This is a genomic window from Pseudobutyrivibrio sp. OR37, assembly GCF_900113655.1.
GTDB lineage: Bacteria > Bacillota > Clostridia > Lachnospirales > Lachnospiraceae > Pseudobutyrivibrio.
In genome coordinates this window covers 16,383-40,711 of record NZ_FOQF01000010.1, presented here as the reverse complement: position 1 = coordinate 40,711, position 24,329 = coordinate 16,383, and the positions used below count along the sequence as shown (strand labels likewise).

Below are 24,329 nucleotides of genomic sequence, written 5' to 3'. Positions count from 1 at the left end.
GTTTGACTTTAGCAGATAAAAGTGCTAAAGTGTACACATTAAATAAACTAGGAGGGGTCGCTATGAAGAAAGTAATAAATTCGATTATAGCTTTGACACTTGCGATGTCACTTGTGGCATGCGGAACAGACGCCGCGAAAGAAAAAGAAGCTGCTACAGCGAGCACAGAAGAGACTACCGAAACAAATGATGATGCAAAAGTCTATAATGTAGGTATTATTCAGCTGGTACAGCATCCTGCTCTCGATACAGCAACAGAAGGTTTTACTGATGCATTAGAGGAGAAGCTGGGCGCCAACGTTAACATCACATTAGAAAATGCTTCAGGCGATAACGCAACATGTGCAACAATTGCAAATACATTCGTATCAGATAATGTTGATTTGATTATGGCAAATGCTACACCAGCACTTCAGGCCAGCGAAACAGCAACAAATTCTATTCCAATAGTTGCAACATCAATCACTGATTATGCAACAGCACTAGACATTGAGGATTGGAATGGAGCAACAGGTGTAAACGTAACAGGTACATCTGATTTGGCTCCGCTGGATGGACAGGCAGAAATGTTACATGATTTATTCCCAGATGCTAAGGAAGTAGGCTTGATTTATTGCTCAGGTGAGAAGAATTCATTATATCAGGCTAAGAAGATTACTGAATATCTTGAAGGCTATGGATACCATGTAACAGATTACACATTTGCTGATTCAGCAGATGTAGGAACAGTAGTACAGTCAGCATGTGGTTCTAGCGATGTACTTTATGTACCTACAGATAATGTTGCAGCAAATGCAGCCGAGACAATCAACAACATAGCAGTAACAGCGAAGGTACCAATTATCGCAGGTGAAGAAGGAATTTGTAAAGGATGTGGTTTAGCTACACTTTCCATTTCTTATTACGATATAGGATATAACGCAGGCCTTATGGCTTACGAAATCCTTGTAAATGGAAAGGATCCAGCTACATTTGATATTCAATATGCTACTGAATTTACAAAGGAATATAATCCAAAGATTGCTGAAGCGCTTGGCATTACATTGCCAGATGATTATGTAGCAATTGAAATGGACTAACTAGAAAATAAAAATAATTGGGGCAAGGTCGCTTCGGCCTTGCTCTTTGGAGTTTAAAATGGGGATTGAAACATTAATAGCAGGAATGCCGGGTACCGTTGCACAGGGAATTATTTACGGAATTATGGCATTAGGAATTTACATTACATTTAAATTATTGAATTTCGCAGATTTGTCGGTGGATGGTTCCTTCGCTACTGGAGGAGCGGTTGCTGCGATGGTAATTATATCAGGTCACTCATGGGGCTTGGCATTACTATTAGCCTTTATTGCAGGGGCATTGGCAGGGCTGATTACAGGTGTGCTACACACTGTTTTTGGCATACCTGATATTTTGGCAGGTATTTTGACTCAGCTTGCCTTATATTCTATAAACTTGCGAATAGCGAACAATCAACCAAACACACCAATATCGGTTGATAAATACAACTTAGCCGTATCCCTAAGATATAAGAATGATGCGCTGATTACAGTTCTTGTGATTGCTGTCATTATAATTGCTGTCATGTATTGGTATTTTGGAACAGAAATGGGTAGTGCCCTTAGAGCTACTGGTACAAATCCAGCGATGGCAAAAGCTCAGGGTATCAGCGTCAATGTGATGAAGGCCTTTGGACTTGTTATATCAAATGCAATCGTTGCTTTTTCAGGCGCGTTATTTGCACAGTTCAATGGTAACGCTGATGTTAATATGGGCCGAGGCGCGATTGTAATTGGCCTTGCATCTATCATCATTGGTGATGTATTGTGCCAAGCTTTATTTAAGAAAAAATCCAATTTCGCCTTGTCACTAGGTTTTGTAGTATTGGGCGGAATCCTTTATTACATCTTTATAGCAATCGTACTATGGCTGAAGATGCCAGCAAACGACATGAAACTATTTACAGCTATTATCGTTGCTATATTCCTTGCAGTTCCATATCTGAAGGGCAAAGTAAACAGCTCCTTTAAAAAGGCTGCAAAGAGAGGAGGTCAGAACAATGCTTAATGCTTTCAACCTACAAAAGACCTTCAATCCAGGTACAATAAATGAAAAGGTTGCACTGAACGGCGCCACCCTTAACCTTCAAGAAGGCGAGTTTTGCACAGTAATTGGTGGAAATGGTGCAGGTAAATCCACATTCCTTAACGCAGTTGCAGGAGTTTGGCCTGTAGATGGTGGAAAAATCGAAATCGATGGAATAGATGTTACAGGTCTTCCGGAACACAAGCGTGCAAAATATTTGGGCCGAGTATTCCAGGATCCAATGACAGGAACCGCTGCAAATATGCAGATAGATGAAAATATGGCCTTAGCAGCCCGAAGAGGTAAGCTTAGAGGCTTAGGCTGGGGCGTGACAAAGAGTGAGAGGGCTAAATACCACGAGATGCTAAAAGAGCTTGATTTGGGCCTTGAGGATAGACTCACTGCCAAGGTAGGTTTGCTTTCTGGTGGACAAAGACAGGCATTGACTCTTCTTATGGCTACCATTCAAAAGCCAAAGCTATTGCTTTTGGATGAGCATACCGCCGCTCTTGATCCAAAGACTGCAGCAAAGGTGCTTGAAATTACAGACATGTTGATTAAAGAGCACAACCTTACAGCTATGATGGTAACCCACAATATGCGTGATGCCATTAATTATGGAAATCGACTTATTATGATGAATGAAGGCCGAGTAATCCTAAATATTAGTGGTGAGGAAAAGAAAAATCTTACCATCGAGGATTTACTTCATAAATTTGAAGAGGTTTCTGGTACAGAGTTCACCAATGACACCGAGATATTATCAAAGTAAATTACTAAGTTTTTAATAATAAAGATTCTTGTTTTTCTAGAAAGCAGGAATCTTTATTTATATGTATAAAATTTTTATTAAAACCATTACTTTTTCGGCCATTTATGATAAATTAGAATATGAAATTTTAGTTTAATCGGAGGCAGATGTGAACGAAAATAATAATAATCAAAATGGTGGAGACAAGAAGAATAATCGTCAGCCTTTTTATACATTAGGAATATTAGTATTGGTAGCGTTATTTTTTACCAGTATGATGTATAAGGGGGCTAGAACCTCGCCTAATCAGGAGATTACATACACTGAATTCTTAACTTTGGTTGAGGAGGATAAGGTTGCAGAGGTTAATTTCAAGGATGATGTGATAAATATCACTTTGAATGAGGGCGAAACCTATGGCTTGTCCAAAGAGGAAGAAAAGAAATTAAAGCAGTTTTATGAAAGCGCTGGCCAAACACAGCAGACAAAGCTATACACTGCATACATTAGAGATGATGAATTGCTTCCACTTTTAAAATCCCACAAGGTGGATATCGATGGAACAATTTCAGATTCTACAGCAGCGATAATTTATAATATTTTGTCATTTGTATTGCCACTGGTATTGCTTTGGGTACTTTTAGGCTTCTTCATGAAAAAGATGGGCGGCGGCCCTATGGGTGTTGGCAAATCAAATGCCAAGCTTTACAACATGGAGCGTTCTACAGGTATCACCTTCAAGGATGTAGCAGGTCAGGATGAGGCAAAGGAATCTGTTCAGGAGATGGTAGATTTCTTGCACAATCCTAAGAAATACACTGAAATCGGTGCTAAGCTTCCAAAGGGTGCTCTTTTAGTAGGCCCTCCAGGAACAGGTAAGACACTTCTTGCAAAGGCAGTTGCTGGTGAGGCAGGAGTTCCATTCTTCTCACTTGCAGGTTCAGATTTCGTAGAGATGTTCGTTGGTGTTGGTGCATCACGTGTACGTGACCTTTTCAAGGAGGCACAGAAGGTAGCACCTTGTATCGTATTCATCGATGAGATTGATGCCATCGGTAAGAGCCGTGATGCTCATTACGGCGGCGGAAACGATGAGCGTGAGCAGACACTTAATCAGCTCCTTTCAGAGATGGACGGATTTGATTCTAATAAGGGTCTTCTTATTCTTGCAGCTACAAACAGACCAGAAGTACTTGATAAGGCACTTCTTAGACCAGGTCGTTTCGATAGACGTATCATCGTTGATAAGCCGGATCAGAAGGGCCGTCTTGAAATCCTTAAGGTACATTCAAAGGATGTTAAGATGGATGAATCTGTTGATTTGGATGCACTTGCACTTGCATCAGTTGGCCTTGTAGGTTCAGACCTTGCCAATATCATTAACGAAGCAGCTATCCTCGCTGTTAAGGCAAAGAGAAAATACGTTACACAGAAGGATTTATTTGAAGCCTTCGAGCTTGTTGCCGTAGGTGGCAAGGAAAAGAAGGACAGAGCCATGAGTGAAAAGGAACGCAAAATCGTTTCTTATCACGAGGTTGGTCACGCTCTTGTATCAGCTCTTCAGAAGGATGCAGAGCCAGTTCAGAAGATTACAATTGTTCCACGTACCATGGGTGCGCTTGGTTACACACTTCAGACTCCAGAGGAGGAGAAGTTCCTTGAAACAAAGGACGAGCTTATTGCCAAGATAGTGACTTACATGGGTGGACGTGCTGCCGAGGATATCAAGTTCGGCACATACACATCAGGCGCAGCTAATGATATCGAGCAGGCTACAAAGATTGCCAGAGCAATGGTTACTCGCTTTGGTATGTCAGATAAGTTCGGTATGATGGGGCTTGCTACTGTTGAGAGCCAGTATTTGGACGGCAGAGCATCCCTTATCTGTGGTGAGAACACAGCAGCTCAGATTGATGACGAAGTTCTTGCTATGATTACAGATGCTTACGCAAAGGCAAAAGAACTTCTTACAGAGAATATGGAAAGCTTAGATAAGATTTCAGATTATCTGTTTGAACACGAAACAATTACAGGTAAGGAATTCATGAAAATCTTTAGAGAGATTAAGGGAATCCCTGAGCCTGATGAAAAGAAGGATGATAAATCAGATTTCTTTGAAGCTGGTAGCAGTCTTCTAGATGATCCAAACAATGTAGTAACTGATAACATTTTTGATGAGTAATTTATGGTAACTGAAGAAGATCTTAGTAAACTCCCGGACCAACCGGGAGTTTATCTAATGCACGGGAAAAACGATGAAATCATATATGTAGGAAAAGCGCTGTCCCTTCGCCATAGAGTGCGACAGTATTTTCAGCCTAGTCACGATGAGGGACTCAAGAAAAAGCAGATGGTGGCAAATATCGATTACTTCGAATTTATTGTCACAGATTCTGAGCTTGAGGCTCTTATTTTAGAATGTAATTTAATTAAGGAATATCGTCCTAAATACAACACAATGCTACGTGATGACAAGACCTACCCATACATTGAGGTCACCGTCACAGAAGCCTATCCTAGGGTGCTGTTTTCCAGAAGGATGAAAAAGAATGGCAGCAAATTTTTTGGCCCATTCACATCGGCAGGTGCTGTTCACGATACCATCGATTTGGTTCGAAAGCTTTATAAAATTCGTACCTGCAATCAAAAGCTTCCAGAGAATTTTGGAAAAACCAGACCATGCCTTAATTATCACATCGGTCAATGTCTTGGTCCTTGTCAGGGAAATGTGCCACAGGAGGAGTATCGTAAAAACGTAGATAAGGTAATCGACTTTTTAAACGGAGATTATTTCGACACCATAAAAGACCTTAAGGAAAAGATGCTAAAAGCATCTGAGGATATGGATTTTGAAAAGGCTGCCATCTACAGGGATTTGATTGAATCTGTAAAGGCCTGTGCAGGACGACAAAAGGCCACACAGCTGGATGGCGAGGACAGAGATATCATTGCTATGGCAAAGGGCAAGGAGGATGCGGTAGTTCAGGTGTTCTTTATCCGTGGTGGCAAGATGATAGGTCGCGAGCATTTCTTTATTAATGTCCGAGTAGATGATACAGATGAGGATTTACTGGAATATTTCCTGAAGGATTACTACACGGGAACACCTTTCATTCCAAGAGAAATATTTGTTCAATTTGATATGGCAGAAGCCAATCTGATAGAGACCTGGCTTACCAGCAAAAAGGGAGCCAGAGTATATCTAAAGGCACCAAAGGCCGGCACCAAGCACAAGCTTGTAGAGCTTGCCGCTAAAAATGCTCAGATGGTGCTTGACCAGGATAGAGAGAAAATCAAAAAAGAAGAAGGCAGAACAATCGGCGCCATGAAGGAAATCGCCGACCTTCTTAATCTGCCAGGGGCAAGTAGAATGGAGGCTTACGATATTTCCAATATTTCTGGCTTCCAGTCGGTAGGCTCGATGGTTGTCTTTGAGAAAGGCAAGCCTAAACGCTCAGATTACCGCAAATTCAAGATTAAAACTGTAGAAGGTCCAAATGATTATGCATCTATGCATGAGGTCCTTACAAGGCGTTTTTCGCACGGTATCGAGGAGCTAGAGGAAAACGGTGGGGTGATAGAGGACAGCTTCACCAAATTCCCTGACATTATCATGATGGATGGTGGCAAGGGTCAGGTGCATATTGCACAGCAGGTTATGGCAGAATTAGGCCTTCATATCCCAATCGCAGGTATGGTAAAGGATGACCACCATAGAACCAGAGGCCTTTATTACAAGGATATGGAGCTTCCAATAGATACTCATTCCGAGGGTTTTCAGCTTATCACCAGGCTTCAGGATGAGGCCCATAGATTCGCCATCGAATATCACAGAAGTCTTCGCAGCAAAGGCCAGGTACACAGCTTCTTAGATGATATTCCTGGAATCGGCCCAAAACGTAGAAAAGCCCTTATGAAAAAATATGTTTCTGCAGAAAAAATGGCGCAGGCCTCAATCGAAGATTTAATGGACACTGAGGCTATGTCAAAAGAGGCAGCAGAAAATGTATACAATTACTTTCACCCTATTAATTCAACGGAAAATGAAGTACAATAGGTAAAGATTTTAATAGAAAGAGGAGGTTTTTATGGCAGCAAACAAATTTGTCACAGTGGATACAGTAAAAGAAAGATTTAATCTTACAAATTACACTCCAGACTTAAACTTGGAGGAGAAAAAGGTCACAGTTGCTGATGTTAACAGACCTGCTCTTCAGCTACACGGTTTCTATGAACATTTCGAGCCAAGCCGTATTCAGGTAATCGGAAACGTTGAAACTGCATATTTGTCAAAAAAGACTGATGAAGAAAAAGCGGAGAGTTTTGCAAAGCTTTTCTCTTATGATATTCCTTGTGTGATTTATTGTAGAGACGAAAAGCCAGAGGATGTTATATTACAAGAAGCTGCCAAGGCAGGCATCCCTGTACTTGGTACTGATCGTGCTACATCAGAGTTTATGTCAGCACTCATTTATTCTCTTAACATGGATTTCGCCCCATATACAACAATTCACGGTGTTTTGGTGGATGTTTACGGTGAAGGTCTTCTTATCACAGGTGAGTCAGGTATTGGTAAATCTGAGGCAGCACTTGAGCTTATCAGAAGAGGCCACAGACTTGTATCTGACGATGTGGTTGAAATCCGTCGTCCAAACAACGAAAGATTATATGGTAGAGCACCTTCTATCACTCAGTACTTGATTGAGCTTAGAGGTATTGGTATTATCGATGTTAAGTCTCTTTATGGTGTTGAGGCTGTAAAGGACGAGCAGAGAATTGATTTAGTAATCAAGCTTGAAGATTGGTCAAAGGAAAAAGAATATGACCGCTTAGGTATGACAGATGAATACATGAATATCCTTGGTATCGATGTTACATGTCATTCATTACCTATCAGACCAGGACGAAATCTCGCTATCATTTGCGAAGCTGCAGCAGTTAACCATCGTCAGAAGAAGATGGGATATAATGCGGCAGAGGAGCTATATAGACGAGTTCAAAATAATATAAATGGTTAACAGGAGAGTTTTAGATTTATGGAACGTAAAAACGCATGGAGCAAGTATACATCTGAAAAAGATGTAAAAAAGGTTATGGAATTTGGTGAGGAATACAGACAGTTCCTTTCACAGTGCAAGACTGAAAGAGAATGTGTAGAATTCTTCGTTGAAAAGGCTAAGGAAGCTGGTTATTTAGATTTAAATGATGTAATTGCTAAGGGCAAAAAGCTTAAGGCAGGCGATAGAGTATATGCTGTAAATAAGGGCAAGATGCTTGCAATGTTCAACATCGGAACAGAGCCACTTGAAAATGGTTTAAATATCCTTGGCGCTCATATTGATAGCCCAAGAATGGATTTAAAGCAGAATCCACTTTACGAAGATACAGATATGGCACTTCTTGATACACATTACTATGGTGGAATTAAGAAGTATCAGTGGGTTACTATTCCACTTGCCCTTCATGGCGTTCTTGTAAAGAAGACTGGCGAGGTTGTTAATGTAAACGTTGGTGAAGATGAGTCAGATCCTGTATTTGGTATTTCTGATCTTCTTATCCACCTTGCAGCAGACCAGATGGATAAAAAGGGTGCTAAGGTTGTTGAAGGCGAGGACCTTAACGTAATCGTTGGAAGCATTCCTGGCTTCGATAAGAAGGGTGAGAAGGAAAAGGAATCTGTTAAGAAGAACATCCTTAAGCTTCTCAAGGATAAGTACGATATTGAGGAAGAGGATTTCATCTCTGCAGAAATCGAAGTTGTTCCAGCAGGACCAGCACGTGATTTCGGTTTTGACCGCTCTATGATTTTAGGCTACGGTCACGATGATAGAGTATGTGCATACCCTTCATTTATGGCACTTGCAAACACAACAAAGAAGCTTAACAAGACAGCTTGTGCACTTCTTGTTGATAAGGAAGAAATCGGTTCAGTAGGTGCAACAGGTATGCAGTCTAAGTTCTTCGAGAATACTTTAGCTGAACTTTACAACTGTGTAGGAGACTATTCAGAGCTTAAGCTCCGTCGCGCTCTTACAAATTCAAAGGTTCTTTCATCAGATGTTTCTGCAGCACTTGATCCAAACTATGCTTCAGCATTTGAAAAGAACAATGCAGCTTACCTTGGACGTGGTCTTGTATTCAACAAATACACAGGCGCTAGAGGAAAGAGCGGTTCAAATGATGCATGCGCAGAGTACGTTGGTGAAGTTCGCGCTATCATGGACAAGGATAACGTTTGCTGGCAGACAGCAGAGCTTGGTAAGGTAGACCAGGGTGGCGGCGGAACAATCGCTTACATTATGGGCAACTACAACATGCAGGTTATTGATTCAGGTGTTGCAGTTCTTTCAATGCATGCACCATGTGAAATCATTTCAAAGGTTGATTTATACGAAGCATTATTAGGATACGAGGCGTTTATTAAGTATGCTTAATGAGAAATACGCAGCAATTGCAAAGAAATTAGCTGAAAGCTTTCCACAGTCCGTTGTTCTTTGCAACGAGCCAATGAAGGCACATACCACCTTTAGGATTGGTGGCCCTGCAGATATATATGTAGAGCCAGATTATAGTGATATTACAGGCATCCTCCGCTTTTTAAAAGAGGAGGATGTGCCTTTTACTGTTATTGGTAATGGCAGTAATCTTTTGGTTTCAGATGCAGGAATTGAGGGCGTTGTTGTTGCACTAGGCAAGAAATCAGGTGAAATCACAGTCAGTGGTGACACTATTGTTGTTGGAGCAGGAGCACTGTTATCTACAGTTGCAAATGCTGCAGCAGATGCTGGTCTTACAGGTCTAGAGTTTGCATCAGGAATTCCAGGCACCTTGGGCGGAGCTGTTTATATGAATGCAGGGGCCTACGGTGGCGAAATAAAGGATGTTCTTGAATCAGTCACAGTATTAACAGCTGATTTAAAAGAACAGGTGCTAAATCCAGAAGAGCTTGATTTGTCTTATAGACATTCAGCACTTATGGAGAAGGGCGGCTATGTAACACAGGTTGTCCTTAAGCTTCAGCCAGGCGATAAGACCGAAATAAAGGCTAAAATAGATGAAATCAGAAGCCAGCGTGTGGCAAAGCAGCCTTTGAATTTTCCAAGCGCTGGTTCAACCTTTAAGCGTCCAGAGGGGTATTTTGCTGGAAAGCTTATTGACGATGCGGGCCTTAGAGGCTATAGTGTAGGCGGAGCACAGGTTTCAGAAAAGCATTGCGGCTTTGTAATAAATAAGGACAATGCCACTGCAGCAGATGTGCTTAAGCTTATGCATAATGTAGACGATATTGTCTTCAATAAATTCGGAGTTCATCTTACCCCAGAGGTAAGAATTATAGGGAGGGACATCAATTGAACTTATTAATTCTCACAGGAATGTCAGGAGCAGGCAAAAGTACTGCATTTAAAATGCTAGAAGATATGGGATATTACTGTGTGGATAATTTGCCTATACAATTGCTCAAGAGCGTAGTGGAGTTGGCTGAAAACGGCGCATTTGATGAGAAAATTGTAGTGGGTATTGATGTTCGTAACGGCAGATCCATGAAGCTTTTGCCGGATATTTTGCAGGAATTGGATAACGATAACAAGAAATTTTCTATACTTTTTCTTGATGCTGAGGATGATGTCCTTATTAAAAGATATAAGGAGACTAGACGTAATCATCCATTATCAGGTCGTGAGAGAATCGCTGCAGGTATTGTTAAAGAAAGAGAGTCAATCGGCTTCCTTAGAGACGAAGCTGATTATGTTATAGATACTACACATCTTCTTACCAGAGAGCTAAAAGCAGAGCTTGAGAAAATTTTCGTAGATGATGTAGATTATAAGAGCTTATTTGTAACAATCATTTCCTTTGGCTTCAAATATGGCATTCCAGAGGATGCTGATTTAGTATTCGACGTTAGATTTTTACCAAATCCATACTATGATACAGATCTTCGTCCATTTACAGGAAATGATCAGCCTATCAAGGATTTTGTACTCAAATATGATGAGGCTCAGATATTCCTTGAGAAGACCACCGATTTAATTAAATTCTTAATACCTAATTACATAAAAGAAGGAAAGAATCAGCTGGTAATAGCAGTAGGCTGTACAGGTGGTAAGCACAGAAGTGTTTGCCTGGCTGATGAAATCTTTAATGCACTTAACAGTGACGAGTCTTACGGACTTAAAATAGAGCATCGAGATATTGGGAAGGATGCGTTGAGAGGAAAGTAATTGTCGTTTTCAAAAGATGTCAAAGAAGAACTTTTTTCAATAATCCCAAAGAGCCGACATTGTGTTATAGCAGAGCTCGCTGGGATTTTTCTAATGCTAGGTAATGATATACACAAAAGTATTTCAGATGATGCATTATTAAGAAAAGTCTTTACTTTATTAAATAAAACACGTAATATAGGGAAAGATGTCACAGCACTTTCGGCTGATGTCTATTTAGAGACCATAAAAATGGTTAAGCTAAATAAAGACTGTTCAAAGGTAAATGATTTGCTTATTCAGCAACCATGCTGTAAGCGTTCATTTATTCGCGGGGCATTTTTGGTGGCAGGTTCTATTTCAGATCCTAATAAGGGATATCATTTCGAAATAGTCTGCAATCAGGAATCACAGGCTGTACAGCTTGTAAAGGCCATGAATGTATTTGAGGTTGAGGCCAAATACGTTTGCCGTACTGGCAAATACGTTGTATACCTTAAGGAAGGCGCACAGATAGTCGAAATTCTTAGGGTAATGGAAGCGGCCCATTCCGTAATGGAGCTTGAAAACATTCGCGTAGTAAAAGAAGTGCGAGGCACTATTAATCGCAAGGTAAATTGCGAAACGGCCAATATAGGAAAGACTGTTAGCGCAGCGGTTAGGCAGATAGAGGATATCAACCTAATAGAAGAAAGGCTTGGCTTGGATAATCTTCCACAGCCCCTTCAGGAGATTGCAGCAGTCAGGTTGGAGTATCCGGATACGCCCCTAGGTTCTTTAGGTCAGTATTTGGACCCACCTATTGGAAAATCGGGAGTGAATCATCGATTGAAAAAGCTGGCAAAAATAGCAGATGAATACAGATAGGCCAGCATAGGTTTTAGTTTTTCAGGAGGAAGTCATGCAAAAACAAGTTACAATCCAGATGTCAAATTCAATGGAAGCTACACCAATCGCACATTTGGTGCAGTTAGCTAATCAGTTCGCTAGCTCAATCTATTTCGAAATGGATGAGAAAAAGGTTAATGCCAAAAGTATCATGGGAATGATGAGTTTAGTTTTAGCATCTGGTTCTACAGTGGTTATTGATGCAAGTGGTGATGATGAAGAGAAGGCAGTAGCTGAACTTTCTGATTTCCTTACAAAATAATTTATATAAGAGGATAATATGTCAAAGAGATTATTATTTATAGTTAACCCACGCTCAGGAAAGGGACAAATAAAAGAACATCTTGCTGACATCCTAGACATTATGGTTAAGGCAGGCTACCAGGTTAGTGTACATATAACACAATCTGGCGGAGATGCTACCGTACAGACAATTGAAAGAGCTAAGGAATTTGATAGAATCGTTTGCTCTGGTGGTGATGGTACCTTAGACGAGGTGGTTACAGGAATGATGCAATTACCTGTAGACCAAAGAAAGCCTATAGGGTATATACCAGCTGGTTCGACTAACGATTTCGGTAATTCTCTTGGTATCGATAAGAATATGTTGAATGCAGCTCATATAAGTGTATCCGATAATCTTTTCCCATGTGATATAGGAAATTTTAATTCGGATTCATTTGTTTATGTAGCTGCATTTGGTATTTTTACAGAAGTTTCCTATGCTACACCACAGGATATGAAAAATGTTTTAGGACACGCAGCTTATATCATCGAAGGAGCAAAGCAACTTAGGGATATTCCATCCTTCAGAATGCAGGTGGAATATGATGGCAATGTTGTTTATGATGAATTTATTTATGGAATGATTACCAATTCAAAATCCGTAGGTGGTTTCCAGGGAATCATCAGAGGAGATATAGGTTTAAATGATGGAGTTTTCGAAGTTACTCTCATCAGAATGCCTAAAAACCCTATGGAATTAAACGAGATAATCGGCTTCATGACAGGCATTATCCCTGATTCAGACATGGTATATTCATTCCAAACTTCAAATATAAAGCTCACCTGTAGTGAAGAGGTGCCATGGACCTTAGATGGTGAATTTGGCGGTAATCACAAGGCGGTTTCCATCATTGATGAAAAGGGAGCCTTAGAAATAGCTATTGAATAGAAATATTCATTATGTTAAAATTTCGGTTAGATGGGGTTCTAATTACAGAACCTAATACGCATATATGGAGGAATAATTTATGTTAGTTTCTGCAAAAGAAATGCTTGATAAAGCAAAAGCAGGCCACTATGCAGTTGGTCAGTTTAACATTAACAACCTTGAGTGGACAAAGGCCATTCTTCTTACAGCTCAGGAGCTTAACTCTCCTGTAATCCTTGGTGTTTCTGAGGGTGCTGGTAAGTACATGACAGGTTTTGGTACAGTTGCAGCTATGGTTCGCGCTATGGATGAGGAGCTTGGTATTACAGTTCCTGTAGCACTTCACCTTGATCACGGTACATACGAAGGATGCTACAAGTGCATTAAGGCTGGTTTCACATCAATCATGTTTGATGGTTCACACTATCCATTCGAGGAGAACCTTGCAAAGTCTACAGAGCTTGTTAACGTAGCTCATGGTCTTGGACTTTCAATCGAGTGCGAAGTTGGTTCAATCGGCGGCGAGGAAGACGGCGTTGTAGGTATGGGCGAGTGTGCTGATCCTAACGAGTGCAAGACAATCGCTGATCTTGGCGTAGATATGCTTGCAGCTGGTATCGGTAACATCCACGGTAAGTACCCAGAAAACTGGCAGGGACTTTCATTTGAGACACTTGATGCTATTCAGCAGAAGACAGGTGCTATGCCACTCGTTCTTCACGGTGGTACAGGTATCCCAGCTGATATGATTAAGAAAGCTATCGAGCTTGGTGTTTCAAAGATTAACGTTAATACAGAGTGCCAGCTTTCATTTGCTGATGCAACACGTAAGTACATTGAGGCAGGTAAGGATCTTGAAGGTAAGGGATTTGATCCACGTAAGCTTCTTGCTCCTGGTACAGATGCTATCAAGGCTACAGTTAAAGAAAAGATGGAACTTTTTGGTTCAGTTGGAAAGGCCTAAGCCGATTTGTCGGTTTAGCTTTTAGTTGAACTATGGAAAGACAATCGGTGGGAAATCTTGCTGATTGTCTTTCTTTATATATGTTATGGGAAAGGATACTACAATACATGGAAGAATTTTTTAATGTGGCAGATATCTTTGGAGAGAATGTATTCAACGACAGCGTTATGCAGGAGCGTCTCCCAAAGAAGACTTATCAGAAACTGAAGCAGACAATCCTTGCAGGTGAAGAGCTTGATTTAGAGACTGCTGATGTTATTGCACACGAAATGAAGGAGTGGGCCATTGAAAAGGGAGCAACCCACTACACACACTGGTTCCAGCCACTTACAGGCATTACTGCTGAAAAGCATGATTCATTTATTTCAGCACCACTTCCAAGCGGAAAGGTTCTAATGAGCTTTTCTGGTAAGGAGCTTATAAAGGGTGAACCAGATGCTTCTTCATTCCCTTCAGGCGGACTTAGAGCCACATTTGAGGCTAGAGGCTATACAGCATGGGACCCAACATCTCCAGCATTTGTTAGACAGGATGCTGCAGGTGCCACACTCTGTATCCCAACAGCTTTCTGTTCGTACACCGGTGAAGCTCTTGATCAGAAGACACCATTGCTTCGTTCAATGGAGGTTTTATCTGAGCAGGCTATTCGTTTACTTAGATTATTTGGAAATACCACATCAAAGCGCGTTACTCCTTCAGTTGGTGCCGAGCAGGAATACTTCCTGATTGATCGTGAAATGTATCTCGCAAGAAAAGATTTGATGTACACAGGACGCACATTATTTGGCGCTATGCCTCCTAAAGGACAGGAGATGGACGACCATTACTTCGGTGCTATTCCAGAGCGTATTGAGGCCTATATGCGTGACGTAAACATAGAGCTCTGGAAGCTTGGTGTATCATCAAAGACACAGCATAACGAGGTTGCTCCTGCACAGCACGAGCTAGCTCCAATCTATGCACAGTGTAATGTTGCAGTTGACCATAATCAGATTATTATGGAGACTCTTAGAAAGGTTGCTAACCGTCATGGTTTACAGTGCCTTCTTCATGAAAAGCCATTTGCTGGTGTAAATGGTTCAGGAAAGCACGACAACTGGTCACTTGTAACAGATGATGGAATCAACCTATTTGAGCCAGGCAAATCACCACATGAGAATATACAGTTCTTATTGGTACTTTGCCTTGTTCTTAAGGCAGTAGACCTTCACGCTGATTTGCTTCGTGAGTCAGCATCAGATGTTGGAAATGACCAAAGACTTGGTGGTAATGAAGCACCTCCAGTTATTATCTCTGTTTACCTTGGCGAGCAGCTACAGGACGTTTTAACACAGCTTATTTCTACAGGAACAGCTACAAAATCAAAGAAGGGCGAAAAGCTTGATACAGGTGTTAGAACTCTTCCAGATTTCAGAAAAGATGCTACAGATAGAAACCGTACATCACCTTTTGCTTTCACAGGAAATAAGTTTGAATTCAGAATGGTAGGTTCACAGGATTCAGTTGGAGAGCCAAACGTAGTTCTTAATACAATCATGGCAGAAGCTCTTTGCGAAGCATGTGATGAGCTTGAAAAGGCAGCAGATTTCGATGTTGCAGTTCATGATATGATTAAGAAGCTTGCAACAGCTCATCAGCGTATCGTATTTAACGGAAACGGCTACGGAGATGAGTGGATTGAGGAAGCTAAAAAGAGAGGCTTACCAAGTATCAATTCATTTGTTGAGGCTATTCCAGCACTTACTACAGATGCTACAGTTTCTATGTTTGAGAAGTTTAAGGTATTCTCAAGGGTAGAGCTTGAATCACGTGCAGAAATCGAATACGAGCAGTATATTAAGTCAATCAATATCGAGGCTCGTACAATGATAGATATGGCTTCTAAGCAGATTATTCCTGCTGTAATAAGCTATGCTACAGAACTTGGACTTTCTATAGGCACAATTGCAGATGCCTGCCCTGAGGCCGATGTAAGCACTCAGAAGGAGCTTTTAATTAAGGTATCTAACTATCTTAAGGAAACAAAGGAAGCCCTCGTAAATCTCAAGGAAACAAACGAGAAGGCATACACCATGAAAGCTTCTAGCTGTGAGAAGGCTAACTACTATCACGACGAAGTAGTAAAGGCTATGGAAGCCCTTCGTGCTCCAGTAGATGCTCTTGAAATGATTGTAGACAAGGATTCTTGGCCAATGCCAAGCTACGGCGATATGATCTTCGAGGTCTAATGAAATTAAAAAACACCTCGTTACGGTCACAAGCATAATAAAAACCCTGCATCACTAAAATGTGAAGCAGGGTTTTATTATAGCTTGTTACCTACGGGGGGTTTTTATACCTAATATTAGTCACCACCGATAACTTCAATCTTGCCTTCGCCTTCCGCGGATTCACCGCCACCAATCTGTCCTGAGTTAGGAAGAGGTTCGCCAGGATGAAGTGGACAATATTGTCCGAAGGTTGCCGCATTAACTGAGAATGGCTCATCTTCTGAACCAGGGGCGCCATCTACAATGAATACGCCGCCATAGTTAGGGCAGGTTGAATTAGCAAACATGTGGGACTGAGTACAAACATATCCTAAATAATGCTTATCGCAAGTCTCAGTAGGCTCAGTACCCTTTTCAAAATATTCAGTGTAAACCATTGAACCTCTAGGGTCGTGGTCACATACTCCATTAATTGCAAGCTTTCCAGATTTTCTACATACCTGACAAGCAACTATGTCGCTAGGCATTGTGAAATCCTTTTGGGCTAATCCTTGGTGAATTCGGCTCATAACGGCCTTCCAAATCACCTTAGAGTAAGTTGTATAGCTTTGAGGTGTATTGTCATCATATCCACCCCAAATGACGCCTGTATAGTATGGTGTGAAGCCGGCAAATACAGTGTCTTTGTTTTTAGTAGTTGTACCAGACTTACCAGCAACGGTCATGCCATCAAAATTAGCAGCAGTACCTGTACCAGATGTCATAACATCCTTCATGGCACTTGTAAGTAACCATGCTGTTGTAGGCTTTAATACCTGTCTAGAAGCGTTTTCTCTGTTATCAAGAATTATATTTCCCTGATGATCTACAACAGTAGTATAGAAGATTGGCTGATTGTATTCACCGCCATTTGCGATTGTGGCATAGGCAGCAGTCAAATCAAGGTTTGTAACACCCTTTGTGATACCACCAAGAGCAAGGGCTGCATTGTTATCTTTATCAGATAATGTAGTAATACCTAAATCCTTGGCATATTGATAACCAAGGCCTGTGCCGATATCCTGAATAACCTCTACAGTAACAACGTTAATTGAATTAGTAATGGCTGTTCTGATGTTGGTCCAGCCAAGGTATTTATTGTTGTAGTTTTTAAGTGATGTGCCATCAGCGTATGTAGTTGGCATATCATTTTCAACTGAAGCAAGTGTCATGCCACCAGCATCAAGTGCGGCTGCATAGCAGGCAATAATCTTGAAAGTAGAACCAGGCTGTCTTGTAATACCTGTAGCACGATTAAGTGTCTTAGCGGCCGTTTTATCGCCTCTACCACCTACCATAGCAACTACATGTCCTGTTGTCTGATCCATGATTGTCATAGCAGCCTGTGGCTGAAGAGTATATGTGACTGATTCACCGGCAACGGTGTCTCCCTCTTCCATAACAGCAGCTTTATATTCCTCAATGGCAGCTGCAGCCTCTTCTTCAGTGTCATATTCCAGATTAGAACGTGAGCTGCTGGCCTTAATGTAATTCAACATTGTGATGTCTGAATAATTTGCTGTTGAGCCATCAGCCTTGTTAAGAGTTAATCTGTAAGAGAAGGAAATCTTCTCGATGTTTTTGTAATTAGCTGTGTTGTTAATTTCTTCTTGAACAATATTTTGGATTGCTGAATCCTGTGTGGAATAAATTGATAAACCACCTGAATAAAGGAAGGAGTAAGCCTCGGACTCGCTGTAGCCTAAGCGCTCTTCCAAATCATTTACAACTTCATCTGTAAGTGCATCTACAAAATAAGAAGTAGATGTTGTAGCAAGTGCTGTGTTAAGCACCTGTATTCTATCGTAAACATCATCTGCCAAAGCTTCTTCGTATTGGCTTTCAGATATGTAGCCCTGGTCTAACATATCACCAAGAACTTTTTTACGACGTTTTGCATTATCTTCAGGGTGAGTAATTGGGTTGTAGCGTGATGGATTCTGTGTGATTCCTGCAATTACTGCGCTCTCTGAAAGAGTTAAATCTGAAACTGATTTATTAAAGTATCTTTCAGCAGCTGCCTCAACACCTAAAGTGTTTTGTCCCAAGTTGATACTGTTAAGGTAGTTTTCCAATATAGTAGATTTTGGAACAATCTTCTCTAATTGAACTGCCAGGTATTGCTCCTGAATCTTTCGATTGATACTGTCCATCTTGGTGTGTTCAGATGTCCAGGTGGTGAAATAATTGTTCTTTAGTAACTGCTGGGTAAGTGTGCTGGCACCCTGTGAAAAATGAAAGCCATTTAAAACACCGTCCATAGCAGCTCGTAAGATACCCTGTGGGTCTATACCATTGTGCTCGTAAAAACGAGAATCTTCGATTGCAACAAAAGCATGCTGCAAATCTTCTGGAATTTGATCAAGAGTAACATAGGTTCTATTGGCACCTGTTGAAGCCAGGGTTTCGATTTCATTTCCATCTGAATCATAAACTTTACTCATATAGCCAGTTGGTGAAATATCTATAGTAGATACATCTGGTAACTGGTTTATCAAATTTCTTGCATAGAGGTAAGCAAATATGCCACCGCCTAGGAACACAGAAACGATGCAAATAAGTGCCAAACGAATAATAGCAAGACTGGCACTGTGGCGTTTTCGCTTCTTACGTCCAGCTAGTTTAGCGGATTGCTTAGCCGCGTTTTCTTTTCCGTAATTCATAATAACCTCCAATTTAGACTTCATTATACCAAAATTATCAATTATAATAAACCTATGGAAAATAAGAGCTTTAAAATAATATATGAAGGTGGCGTAGGAGAAATCGAGGAGAAGAAATCCAGATTTATCGCCCATGTCTCACCTGCCAAAACAGAAGAAGAGGCAATTACATTTATTGCCGCAATAAAAAAGGAATATTGGGATGCCAGACATAATTGCTCTGCATTTGTAATAGGAGAAAACAACGAAATCACCAGATGTAATGATGATGGCGAGCCAGCCCAGACTGCAGGACGTCCAATGCTAGACGTATTGCTCAGAGAAAACATCCATAACTGTGTAGTAGTTGTCACCAGATATTTTGGTGGCGTTCTTCTTGGTACAGGTGGACTTGTCAGAGCATATCAGCAGGCGGTACAGGAAGGTCTCAAAGAATGTAAAATTTTAGAACCAAAAGATGGAAGACCATGTACAATTAAAACCGACTATAACGGATATGGCAAAATTGAATATGTGCTTAGGGAAAATAATTTGCCAATTCTTAATACAGATTTTGGAGCAGATGTTGTAATTTCATCTGTAGTTCCAGTTGAAATGATAGAAAATTTTTCAAAAGTTGTAGCAGACAAAACTGCTGGAAACGCCCAAATTACGTGGGATGACGAGGTTAAGTACGATATTTTAAACGGCGCTCTTTTAATTTTTTAAAAAAATTTCAAAAAAGTGCTTGCGTTTTTCAAAAGTAGGCCTTATAATAACATTCGTTGACGCGGCAAAGCGGTAACAAACAAGACACATTGGCCCATCGCCAAATGGTAAGGCAACGGACTCTGACTCCGTCATTTCAAGGTTCGAATCCTTGTGGGCCAGCTAGACCTAAGCATGAATGTGCTTAGGTCTTTTTTCATATATAAATGCAATATGACATAGGAGTTATGATATGTATCAATACGCAGACCGAGTTAGCTATAGTGAGGTAGATTCAAATCTTAATCTGACATATTTTAGTCTTGTTAATTATATGCAGGATTGTAGTTGCTTCCATTCTGATGATGCGGGAGTTGGAGTTAACTATCTTGCTCCGTTGGATAGAGGTTGGTTTGTTACAAGCTACGAAATACATATCAATAGATTGCCAAAGTATTTGGAAAAAATTAAGATTACCACATATCCATATCAGGTCAGAGGCATGATGGCCAGACGTATTTATACAATATGTGATGAGGCCGGAGAGGTTTTGGTTTACGCTGATTCTCTTTGGGTATTAATGGATATCAAAAATTTACGTCCCGCTCGTATTAATGAAAAGATGATAGCAGCTTATCCTGAAGATCCAGATAGACCTGCTTTCGAATTTAGACGGCCTAAGCTTCATTACAATGAAGAAGGAGAAAAGGTTGGGACATTTACAGTAGGAGAGAATTATATCGACACAAACGGCCACATGAATAATTCTTTCTATATAGATGTGACACGTAGATTTTTGCCAGAGGAAGGATTCTCAAGCATTGATATCAGCTATAAAAAAGCTGCATTATTATTTGATGAATTAGATGTATATTTGGTAAAATTAGAAACAGGTTATCAGGTTGTCCTTAAAAAGGATGATGAAGTATTTACAATAGTGGAGTACAAATAATGAAATTAGGTGAAATTCAAAAGCTTAAAATACAAAAAAAGGTAGAATTCGGAGTATATCTATCAGATGGAGAAGAAAGGGTATTGCTTCCTAAAAAGCAGGTCCCAGAAAATGCTTCTATCGGAGATGAAATAAATGTATTCGTATACAAGGATTCTAAGGACAGACTCATTGCTACCACATCTACACCAAAGCTTATGCTTGGGCAGATGGGCGTGCTTACTGTCAGCCAGCTCAATAAGGTAGGTGCCTTTTTGGACTGGGGGCTTGAAAAGGATTTATTCCTTCCTTTCAAGGAAATGACAAAGCAGCCATCAGAGGGCGATGAAATATTAGTCAGAGTATATATCGATAAAAGTGAAAGACTATGTGCCAGCATGAAGGGCCTTTATGAAATGCTTTCTAAAAAGCCACCATATCAGGTAGGTGATGAGGTAGAGGCCAGAATCTACGAATTCGGACATGATTTTGGTACCTTCGTAGCACTTGAGGATAAATACTCAGCTATGATTCCAAGACATGAGGATGTTAGCAAATTTAAAATTGGTGATGTACTAATGGTAAGAATCACAGGTATCAAGGAAGATGGTAAATGTGATGTTACTATTCGTGATAAGGCATACATTCAAATGGAGGATGATGCAAAGGCTATTCTCGATTTATTAGATAGCTATGCTGGAGTATTACCTTTCTCTGAAAAGGCATCTCCAGAAGTTATAAAAAGAGAGACAGGACTTTCAAAGGCTGCTTTCAAAAGAGCAATCGGAAGACTTTATAAAGAAAGACTTATTTCTCTTAACGATGGTAAAATTAGAAAGCTTTAGGAGGGTACACTTATGAAAAATGTTATTTCAACAACATCAGCACCTGCGGCAATTGGCCCATATTCACAGGCCATTGAAGTTAATGGTATGGTTTACACATCTGGTATTATTCCAGTTGATCCTGCCACTGGAGAGATTCCAGAAGGTGCAGCAGCACAGGCAGACAGAGTATTCAAGAGCATGAGCTCACTTTTAGAGGCTGCTGGAACATCTATGGCTAATGTTGTCAAGACTACAGTATTTATTAAGAACATGAATGATTTTGCAGCTATTAACGAAGTATATGCGAAATACTTCCCAGAACCATTCCCTGCTCGTTCTTGCATCGAAGTTGCCCGCATCCCAAAGGATGTGTTATTAGAGGCTGAGGCAATAGCTATCAAATAATATTCTCGGAGAATGGTTATGATTTATGATGTAATAATTATAGGAGCCGGCCCAGCAGGGCTTACTGCAGGAATCTACGGAAAGCGTGCAGGGCTAAATGTCCTTGTTTTAAATACCAGCTCACTCAGCGGCGGACAGATTCTTAACACCTATGAAATAGATAATTACCCAGGCTTTCCTGGAGCATCAGGTCAGGAGCTTGCAGATGCTATGAAAAATCACTGCGATAAGCTTGGGGTTGAGTTTGCTAGAGGAAGAGTTTCTTCTATTGTAGATAATGGAGATACAAAGGAGCTTATTACCAAAAAGCAGACCTTCACCTGCAAGAATGTGATTATAGCAACAGGCACTTCTAATAAGAGGCTTGGCTGCCCTGGTGAGGAAGAATTATCTGGCATGGGTGTTTCTTACTGCGCTACATGCGATGGTGCTTTCTTTAAGGAAAAAACAGTTGCTGTTGTAGGTGGAGGAGATGTAGCACTTGAAGATGCTATTTATCTTTCCAGATTCTGCAAGAAGGTATATCTGATTCATAGAAGAGATGAATTCAGAGGTGCCAAGGTTTTGCAGGAACAGGTTAAGGCTGCAGACAATATTGAAATAATATATAACACTGTAGTGGAATCCATAAATGGTGAGACAGTGGTTGATTCTCTTTCAATCAAAAACAAAGTCACTGAAGAAAAAACTGAGTTAAAGGTTGAAGGAATATTTATCGCTGTAGGAACAGTTCCTAACACAGAATTTGTTTCGGGTTTAGTTGATATGGATGACAGCGGTTATATAATTGCCGATGAGAACTGCGCTACATCTGCAAAGGGCATTTATGTTGCTGGAGATGTTCGCGTAAAATCTTTGAGACAGGTGATTACAGCAACAGCCGATGGTGCTAATGCTATTACATCGATACAAAAATATTTTTAAATGCAATAAGTTTACTAAATTGTTACAAATCTCAATGGGGGAATCCTTGTTAAAAAAGCAAGGAAAATTCAAAGCTTGACATATATACTGTTAAAATATATAATTACAACAGTTGTAATAAGTTTGTAACAAATTCGGAGGTTTTTTTACAAAATGAATTCAAAGATTACAAAGACTGTTAGTTATACGCTTGCTGCTTGCGTTGTTGCATCTAGCCTTTCACTTTGCTCAGATGCAGCAGGAGCTACATCAGGTGTCAGTGCTCTTTCTAGTGCAACAGGTGTCCTTGAGACTACCAACTACACAGCATTTGCAGGCGCACAGCTTTCAGTTAATGATATGCTTGCTAACGCAACAGCTATCGCAGCTGAAACACAGTTAGCAGAAAATGAATCAGAGTGGGTTGCTACAGCAGAAAATCCATACGCTAATATCGCAATCGCTCAGGTTGATAATTACGTTTACATCCGCGAAAGCGCATCAGCTGATAGCGAATACGTTGGAAAGCTTTATAACAAATCTGCAGGTACAGTTTCAGAAACAGTTGAGGCTGAAGATGGTACTTGGGTTTGCATCACATCTGGTGATGTAACAGGATACGTTAAGAGCGAATTCGTAGTGCAGGGTAATGAAGAGCTTGCTAAGGAAATGTCACGAAGAGTTGCTACAGTTAACACTCAGACATTATATGTTAGAGAAGAAGCCAGCACAGATTCTTCAGTTATTGATTTACTTCCACTTGGCGATGATCTTACAATCATCGATGAGTCAATGGTAGATTCAGGCTGGGTTAAGGTTTCTTGTGACGCAGGCGATGGTTACATCAGTACAGATTATGTAGATATTTCTACAGAATTCACAGTAGCTGAGTCTAAGGCACACGAGGAAGCTCGTCTTGCTAAGGAAGAGGCTGATAAGAAGGCAGCTAGAGCAGCAGCAGAAAAGGCAACAGCATCTGCAAAGTCTTCTTCAAAGTCATCAGGCAGCTCAGAAGGAAAGCATTATTCAGCTCCTTCTGGTTCAAACGGAAGCTCAGTTGTTAACTATGGTGCACAGTTCGTTGGTAACCCATACGTATACGGAGGTTCTTCACTTACAGGTGGTACTGATTGTTCTGGTTTCGTAATGAGCGTTTACTCAGCATTTGGTGTTGGTCTTCCTCATTCATCTAGCGCAATGCGTAGCGTAGGTTATGGTGTTTCTTATGACGAAATGCAGCCAGGTGATATCGTATGCTATTCTGGTCACGTTGGTATTTACGCTGGTAATGGAACATTACTTCATGCATCTAACAAGAGAACTGGTATCACATATTCAAATGTTAACTATAAGCAGATTCTTTCTATCAGAAGAATATTCTAATATAAGCTTATCAATGGCGTCGCTGAGTGCGGCGCCATTTTTACGATTGGGGTGTTTTTACATTGATTTTTCGTAAACGTTACGAAAACGATTGAGAAAAGATACAATGGGCATTTAGTAATATCTAGTATAAAGTATGATAAATTGTCAGAAAATAATATGAAATAGTCTACGACAATTTAGTAGAAAAGTGCACAAAAAAACTGATAGTTAAAAATGGGTATAATTTACAGAAGTGT

21 protein-coding genes and 1 tRNA gene are annotated in these 24,329 nt (G+C 40.5%); 21 read left to right on the top strand and 1 reads right to left on the bottom strand.

Going from position 1 to position 24,329, the window contains the following annotated elements:
* Positions 1 to 62: 62 nt before the first annotated feature.
* The 14 genes from BM097_RS06685 to BM097_RS06620 all read left to right on the top strand — a co-directional run bounded on the left by BM097_RS06685 (position 63) and on the right by BM097_RS06620 (position 16,270).
* Positions 63 to 1,079, top strand: coding sequence for an ABC transporter substrate-binding protein (locus BM097_RS06685; RefSeq protein ID WP_090547239.1), 1,017 nt, complete (start codon positions 63 to 65; stop codon positions 1,077 to 1,079).
* A gap of 58 nt (positions 1,080 to 1,137) precedes the next feature.
* Positions 1,138 to 2,067, top strand: a complete 930-nt coding sequence (locus BM097_RS06680; protein ID WP_090547237.1) for an ABC transporter permease — start codon at positions 1,138 to 1,140, stop codon at positions 2,065 to 2,067.
* Positions 2,060 to 2,857 (top strand): ABC transporter ATP-binding protein, encoded by a 798-nt coding sequence (locus tag BM097_RS06675; protein WP_090547235.1) that lies wholly within the window; start codon positions 2,060 to 2,062, stop codon positions 2,855 to 2,857. The genes BM097_RS06680 and BM097_RS06675 overlap by 8 nt, the downstream gene beginning before the upstream one ends.
* Before the next feature lie 148 nt (positions 2,858 to 3,005).
* Positions 3,006 to 5,018 (top strand): ATP-dependent zinc metalloprotease FtsH, encoded by a 2,013-nt coding sequence (ftsH, locus tag BM097_RS06670; protein ID WP_090547232.1) that lies wholly within the window; start codon positions 3,006 to 3,008, stop codon positions 5,016 to 5,018.
* Between the two features lie 3 nt (positions 5,019 to 5,021).
* The gene (gene uvrC / locus BM097_RS06665) at positions 5,022 to 6,893 is read left to right on the top strand and encodes an excinuclease ABC subunit UvrC (protein ID WP_090547230.1); all 1,872 of its coding nucleotides are present in this window, start codon (positions 5,022 to 5,024) and stop codon (positions 6,891 to 6,893) included.
* Between the two features lie 31 nt (positions 6,894 to 6,924).
* The gene (gene hprK / locus BM097_RS06660; RefSeq protein ID WP_090547228.1) at positions 6,925 to 7,854 is read left to right on the top strand and encodes an HPr(Ser) kinase/phosphatase; all 930 of its coding nucleotides are present in this window, start codon (positions 6,925 to 6,927) and stop codon (positions 7,852 to 7,854) included.
* A gap of 18 nt (positions 7,855 to 7,872) precedes the next feature.
* On the top strand, positions 7,873 to 9,270 hold the full coding sequence (locus tag BM097_RS06655) for an aminopeptidase (RefSeq protein ID WP_090547226.1): 1,398 nt from the start codon (positions 7,873 to 7,875) through the stop codon (positions 9,268 to 9,270).
* The gene (gene murB / locus BM097_RS06650) at positions 9,263 to 10,189 is read left to right on the top strand and encodes a UDP-N-acetylmuramate dehydrogenase (protein WP_090547224.1); all 927 of its coding nucleotides are present in this window, start codon (positions 9,263 to 9,265) and stop codon (positions 10,187 to 10,189) included. Before BM097_RS06655 ends, murB begins: the two co-directional genes overlap by 8 nt.
* Positions 10,186 to 11,058, top strand: coding sequence for an RNase adapter RapZ (rapZ, locus tag BM097_RS06645; protein WP_090547222.1), 873 nt, complete (start codon positions 10,186 to 10,188; stop codon positions 11,056 to 11,058). Before murB ends, rapZ begins: the two co-directional genes overlap by 4 nt.
* Positions 11,059 to 11,904, top strand: coding sequence for a DNA-binding protein WhiA (gene whiA / locus BM097_RS06640; RefSeq protein ID WP_090547220.1), 846 nt, complete (start codon positions 11,059 to 11,061; stop codon positions 11,902 to 11,904).
* A gap of 34 nt (positions 11,905 to 11,938) precedes the next feature.
* Complete coding sequence (locus tag BM097_RS06635) at positions 11,939 to 12,187, top strand: HPr family phosphocarrier protein (RefSeq protein ID WP_090547218.1); 249 nt, start codon at positions 11,939 to 11,941, stop codon at positions 12,185 to 12,187.
* Between the two features lie 18 nt (positions 12,188 to 12,205).
* Complete coding sequence (locus BM097_RS06630) at positions 12,206 to 13,099, top strand: diacylglycerol/lipid kinase family protein (protein ID WP_090547215.1); 894 nt, start codon at positions 12,206 to 12,208, stop codon at positions 13,097 to 13,099.
* 79 nt (positions 13,100 to 13,178) lie between these two features.
* Complete coding sequence (gene fba, locus BM097_RS06625; RefSeq protein ID WP_090547212.1) at positions 13,179 to 14,042, top strand: class II fructose-1,6-bisphosphate aldolase; 864 nt, start codon at positions 13,179 to 13,181, stop codon at positions 14,040 to 14,042.
* Between the two features lie 107 nt (positions 14,043 to 14,149).
* Positions 14,150 to 16,270 (top strand): glutamine synthetase III family protein, encoded by a 2,121-nt coding sequence (locus BM097_RS06620; RefSeq protein ID WP_090547209.1) that lies wholly within the window; start codon positions 14,150 to 14,152, stop codon positions 16,268 to 16,270.
* A 116-nt stretch (positions 16,271 to 16,386) separates the two neighbouring features.
* Here the strand turns inward: BM097_RS06620 and BM097_RS06615 are convergent, their stop codons facing one another.
* Entirely contained in the window at positions 16,387 to 18,954 is a 2,568-nt protein-coding gene (locus tag BM097_RS06615; RefSeq protein ID WP_090547207.1) for a transglycosylase domain-containing protein, read from the bottom strand.
* Between the two features lie 54 nt (positions 18,955 to 19,008).
* Between BM097_RS06615 and BM097_RS06610 the strand changes: the two genes are divergently transcribed.
* From BM097_RS06610 to BM097_RS06580, 7 genes are all read left to right on the top strand, one after another.
* On the top strand, positions 19,009 to 19,662 hold the full coding sequence (locus tag BM097_RS06610) for a YigZ family protein (protein ID WP_090547204.1): 654 nt from the start codon (positions 19,009 to 19,011) through the stop codon (positions 19,660 to 19,662).
* A 90-nt stretch (positions 19,663 to 19,752) separates the two neighbouring features.
* Positions 19,753 to 19,824 (top strand) — tRNA-Gln (locus tag BM097_RS06605).
* A gap of 70 nt (positions 19,825 to 19,894) precedes the next feature.
* Positions 19,895 to 20,593 carry an acyl-[acyl-carrier-protein] thioesterase gene (locus tag BM097_RS06600; RefSeq protein ID WP_090547202.1) on the top strand — a complete coding sequence of 233 codons (699 nt, stop codon included), beginning with the start codon at positions 19,895 to 19,897 and terminating at the stop codon, positions 20,591 to 20,593.
* The gene (locus tag BM097_RS06595) at positions 20,593 to 21,417 is read left to right on the top strand and encodes a CvfB family protein (RefSeq protein WP_090547199.1); all 825 of its coding nucleotides are present in this window, start codon (positions 20,593 to 20,595) and stop codon (positions 21,415 to 21,417) included. Before BM097_RS06600 ends, BM097_RS06595 begins: the two co-directional genes overlap by 1 nt.
* Positions 21,418 to 21,429: 12 nt before the next feature.
* Complete coding sequence (locus tag BM097_RS06590; RefSeq protein WP_090547195.1) at positions 21,430 to 21,804, top strand: RidA family protein; 375 nt, start codon at positions 21,430 to 21,432, stop codon at positions 21,802 to 21,804.
* Between the two features lie 12 nt (positions 21,805 to 21,816).
* Complete coding sequence (trxB, locus tag BM097_RS06585; protein WP_090547193.1) at positions 21,817 to 22,728, top strand: thioredoxin-disulfide reductase; 912 nt, start codon at positions 21,817 to 21,819, stop codon at positions 22,726 to 22,728.
* Between the two features lie 153 nt (positions 22,729 to 22,881).
* A complete protein-coding gene (locus tag BM097_RS06580; RefSeq protein WP_090547190.1) occupies positions 22,882 to 24,090 on the top strand; it encodes a C40 family peptidase in 1,209 nt (402 codons plus the stop codon).
* Positions 24,091 to 24,329: the final 239 nt, after the last annotated feature.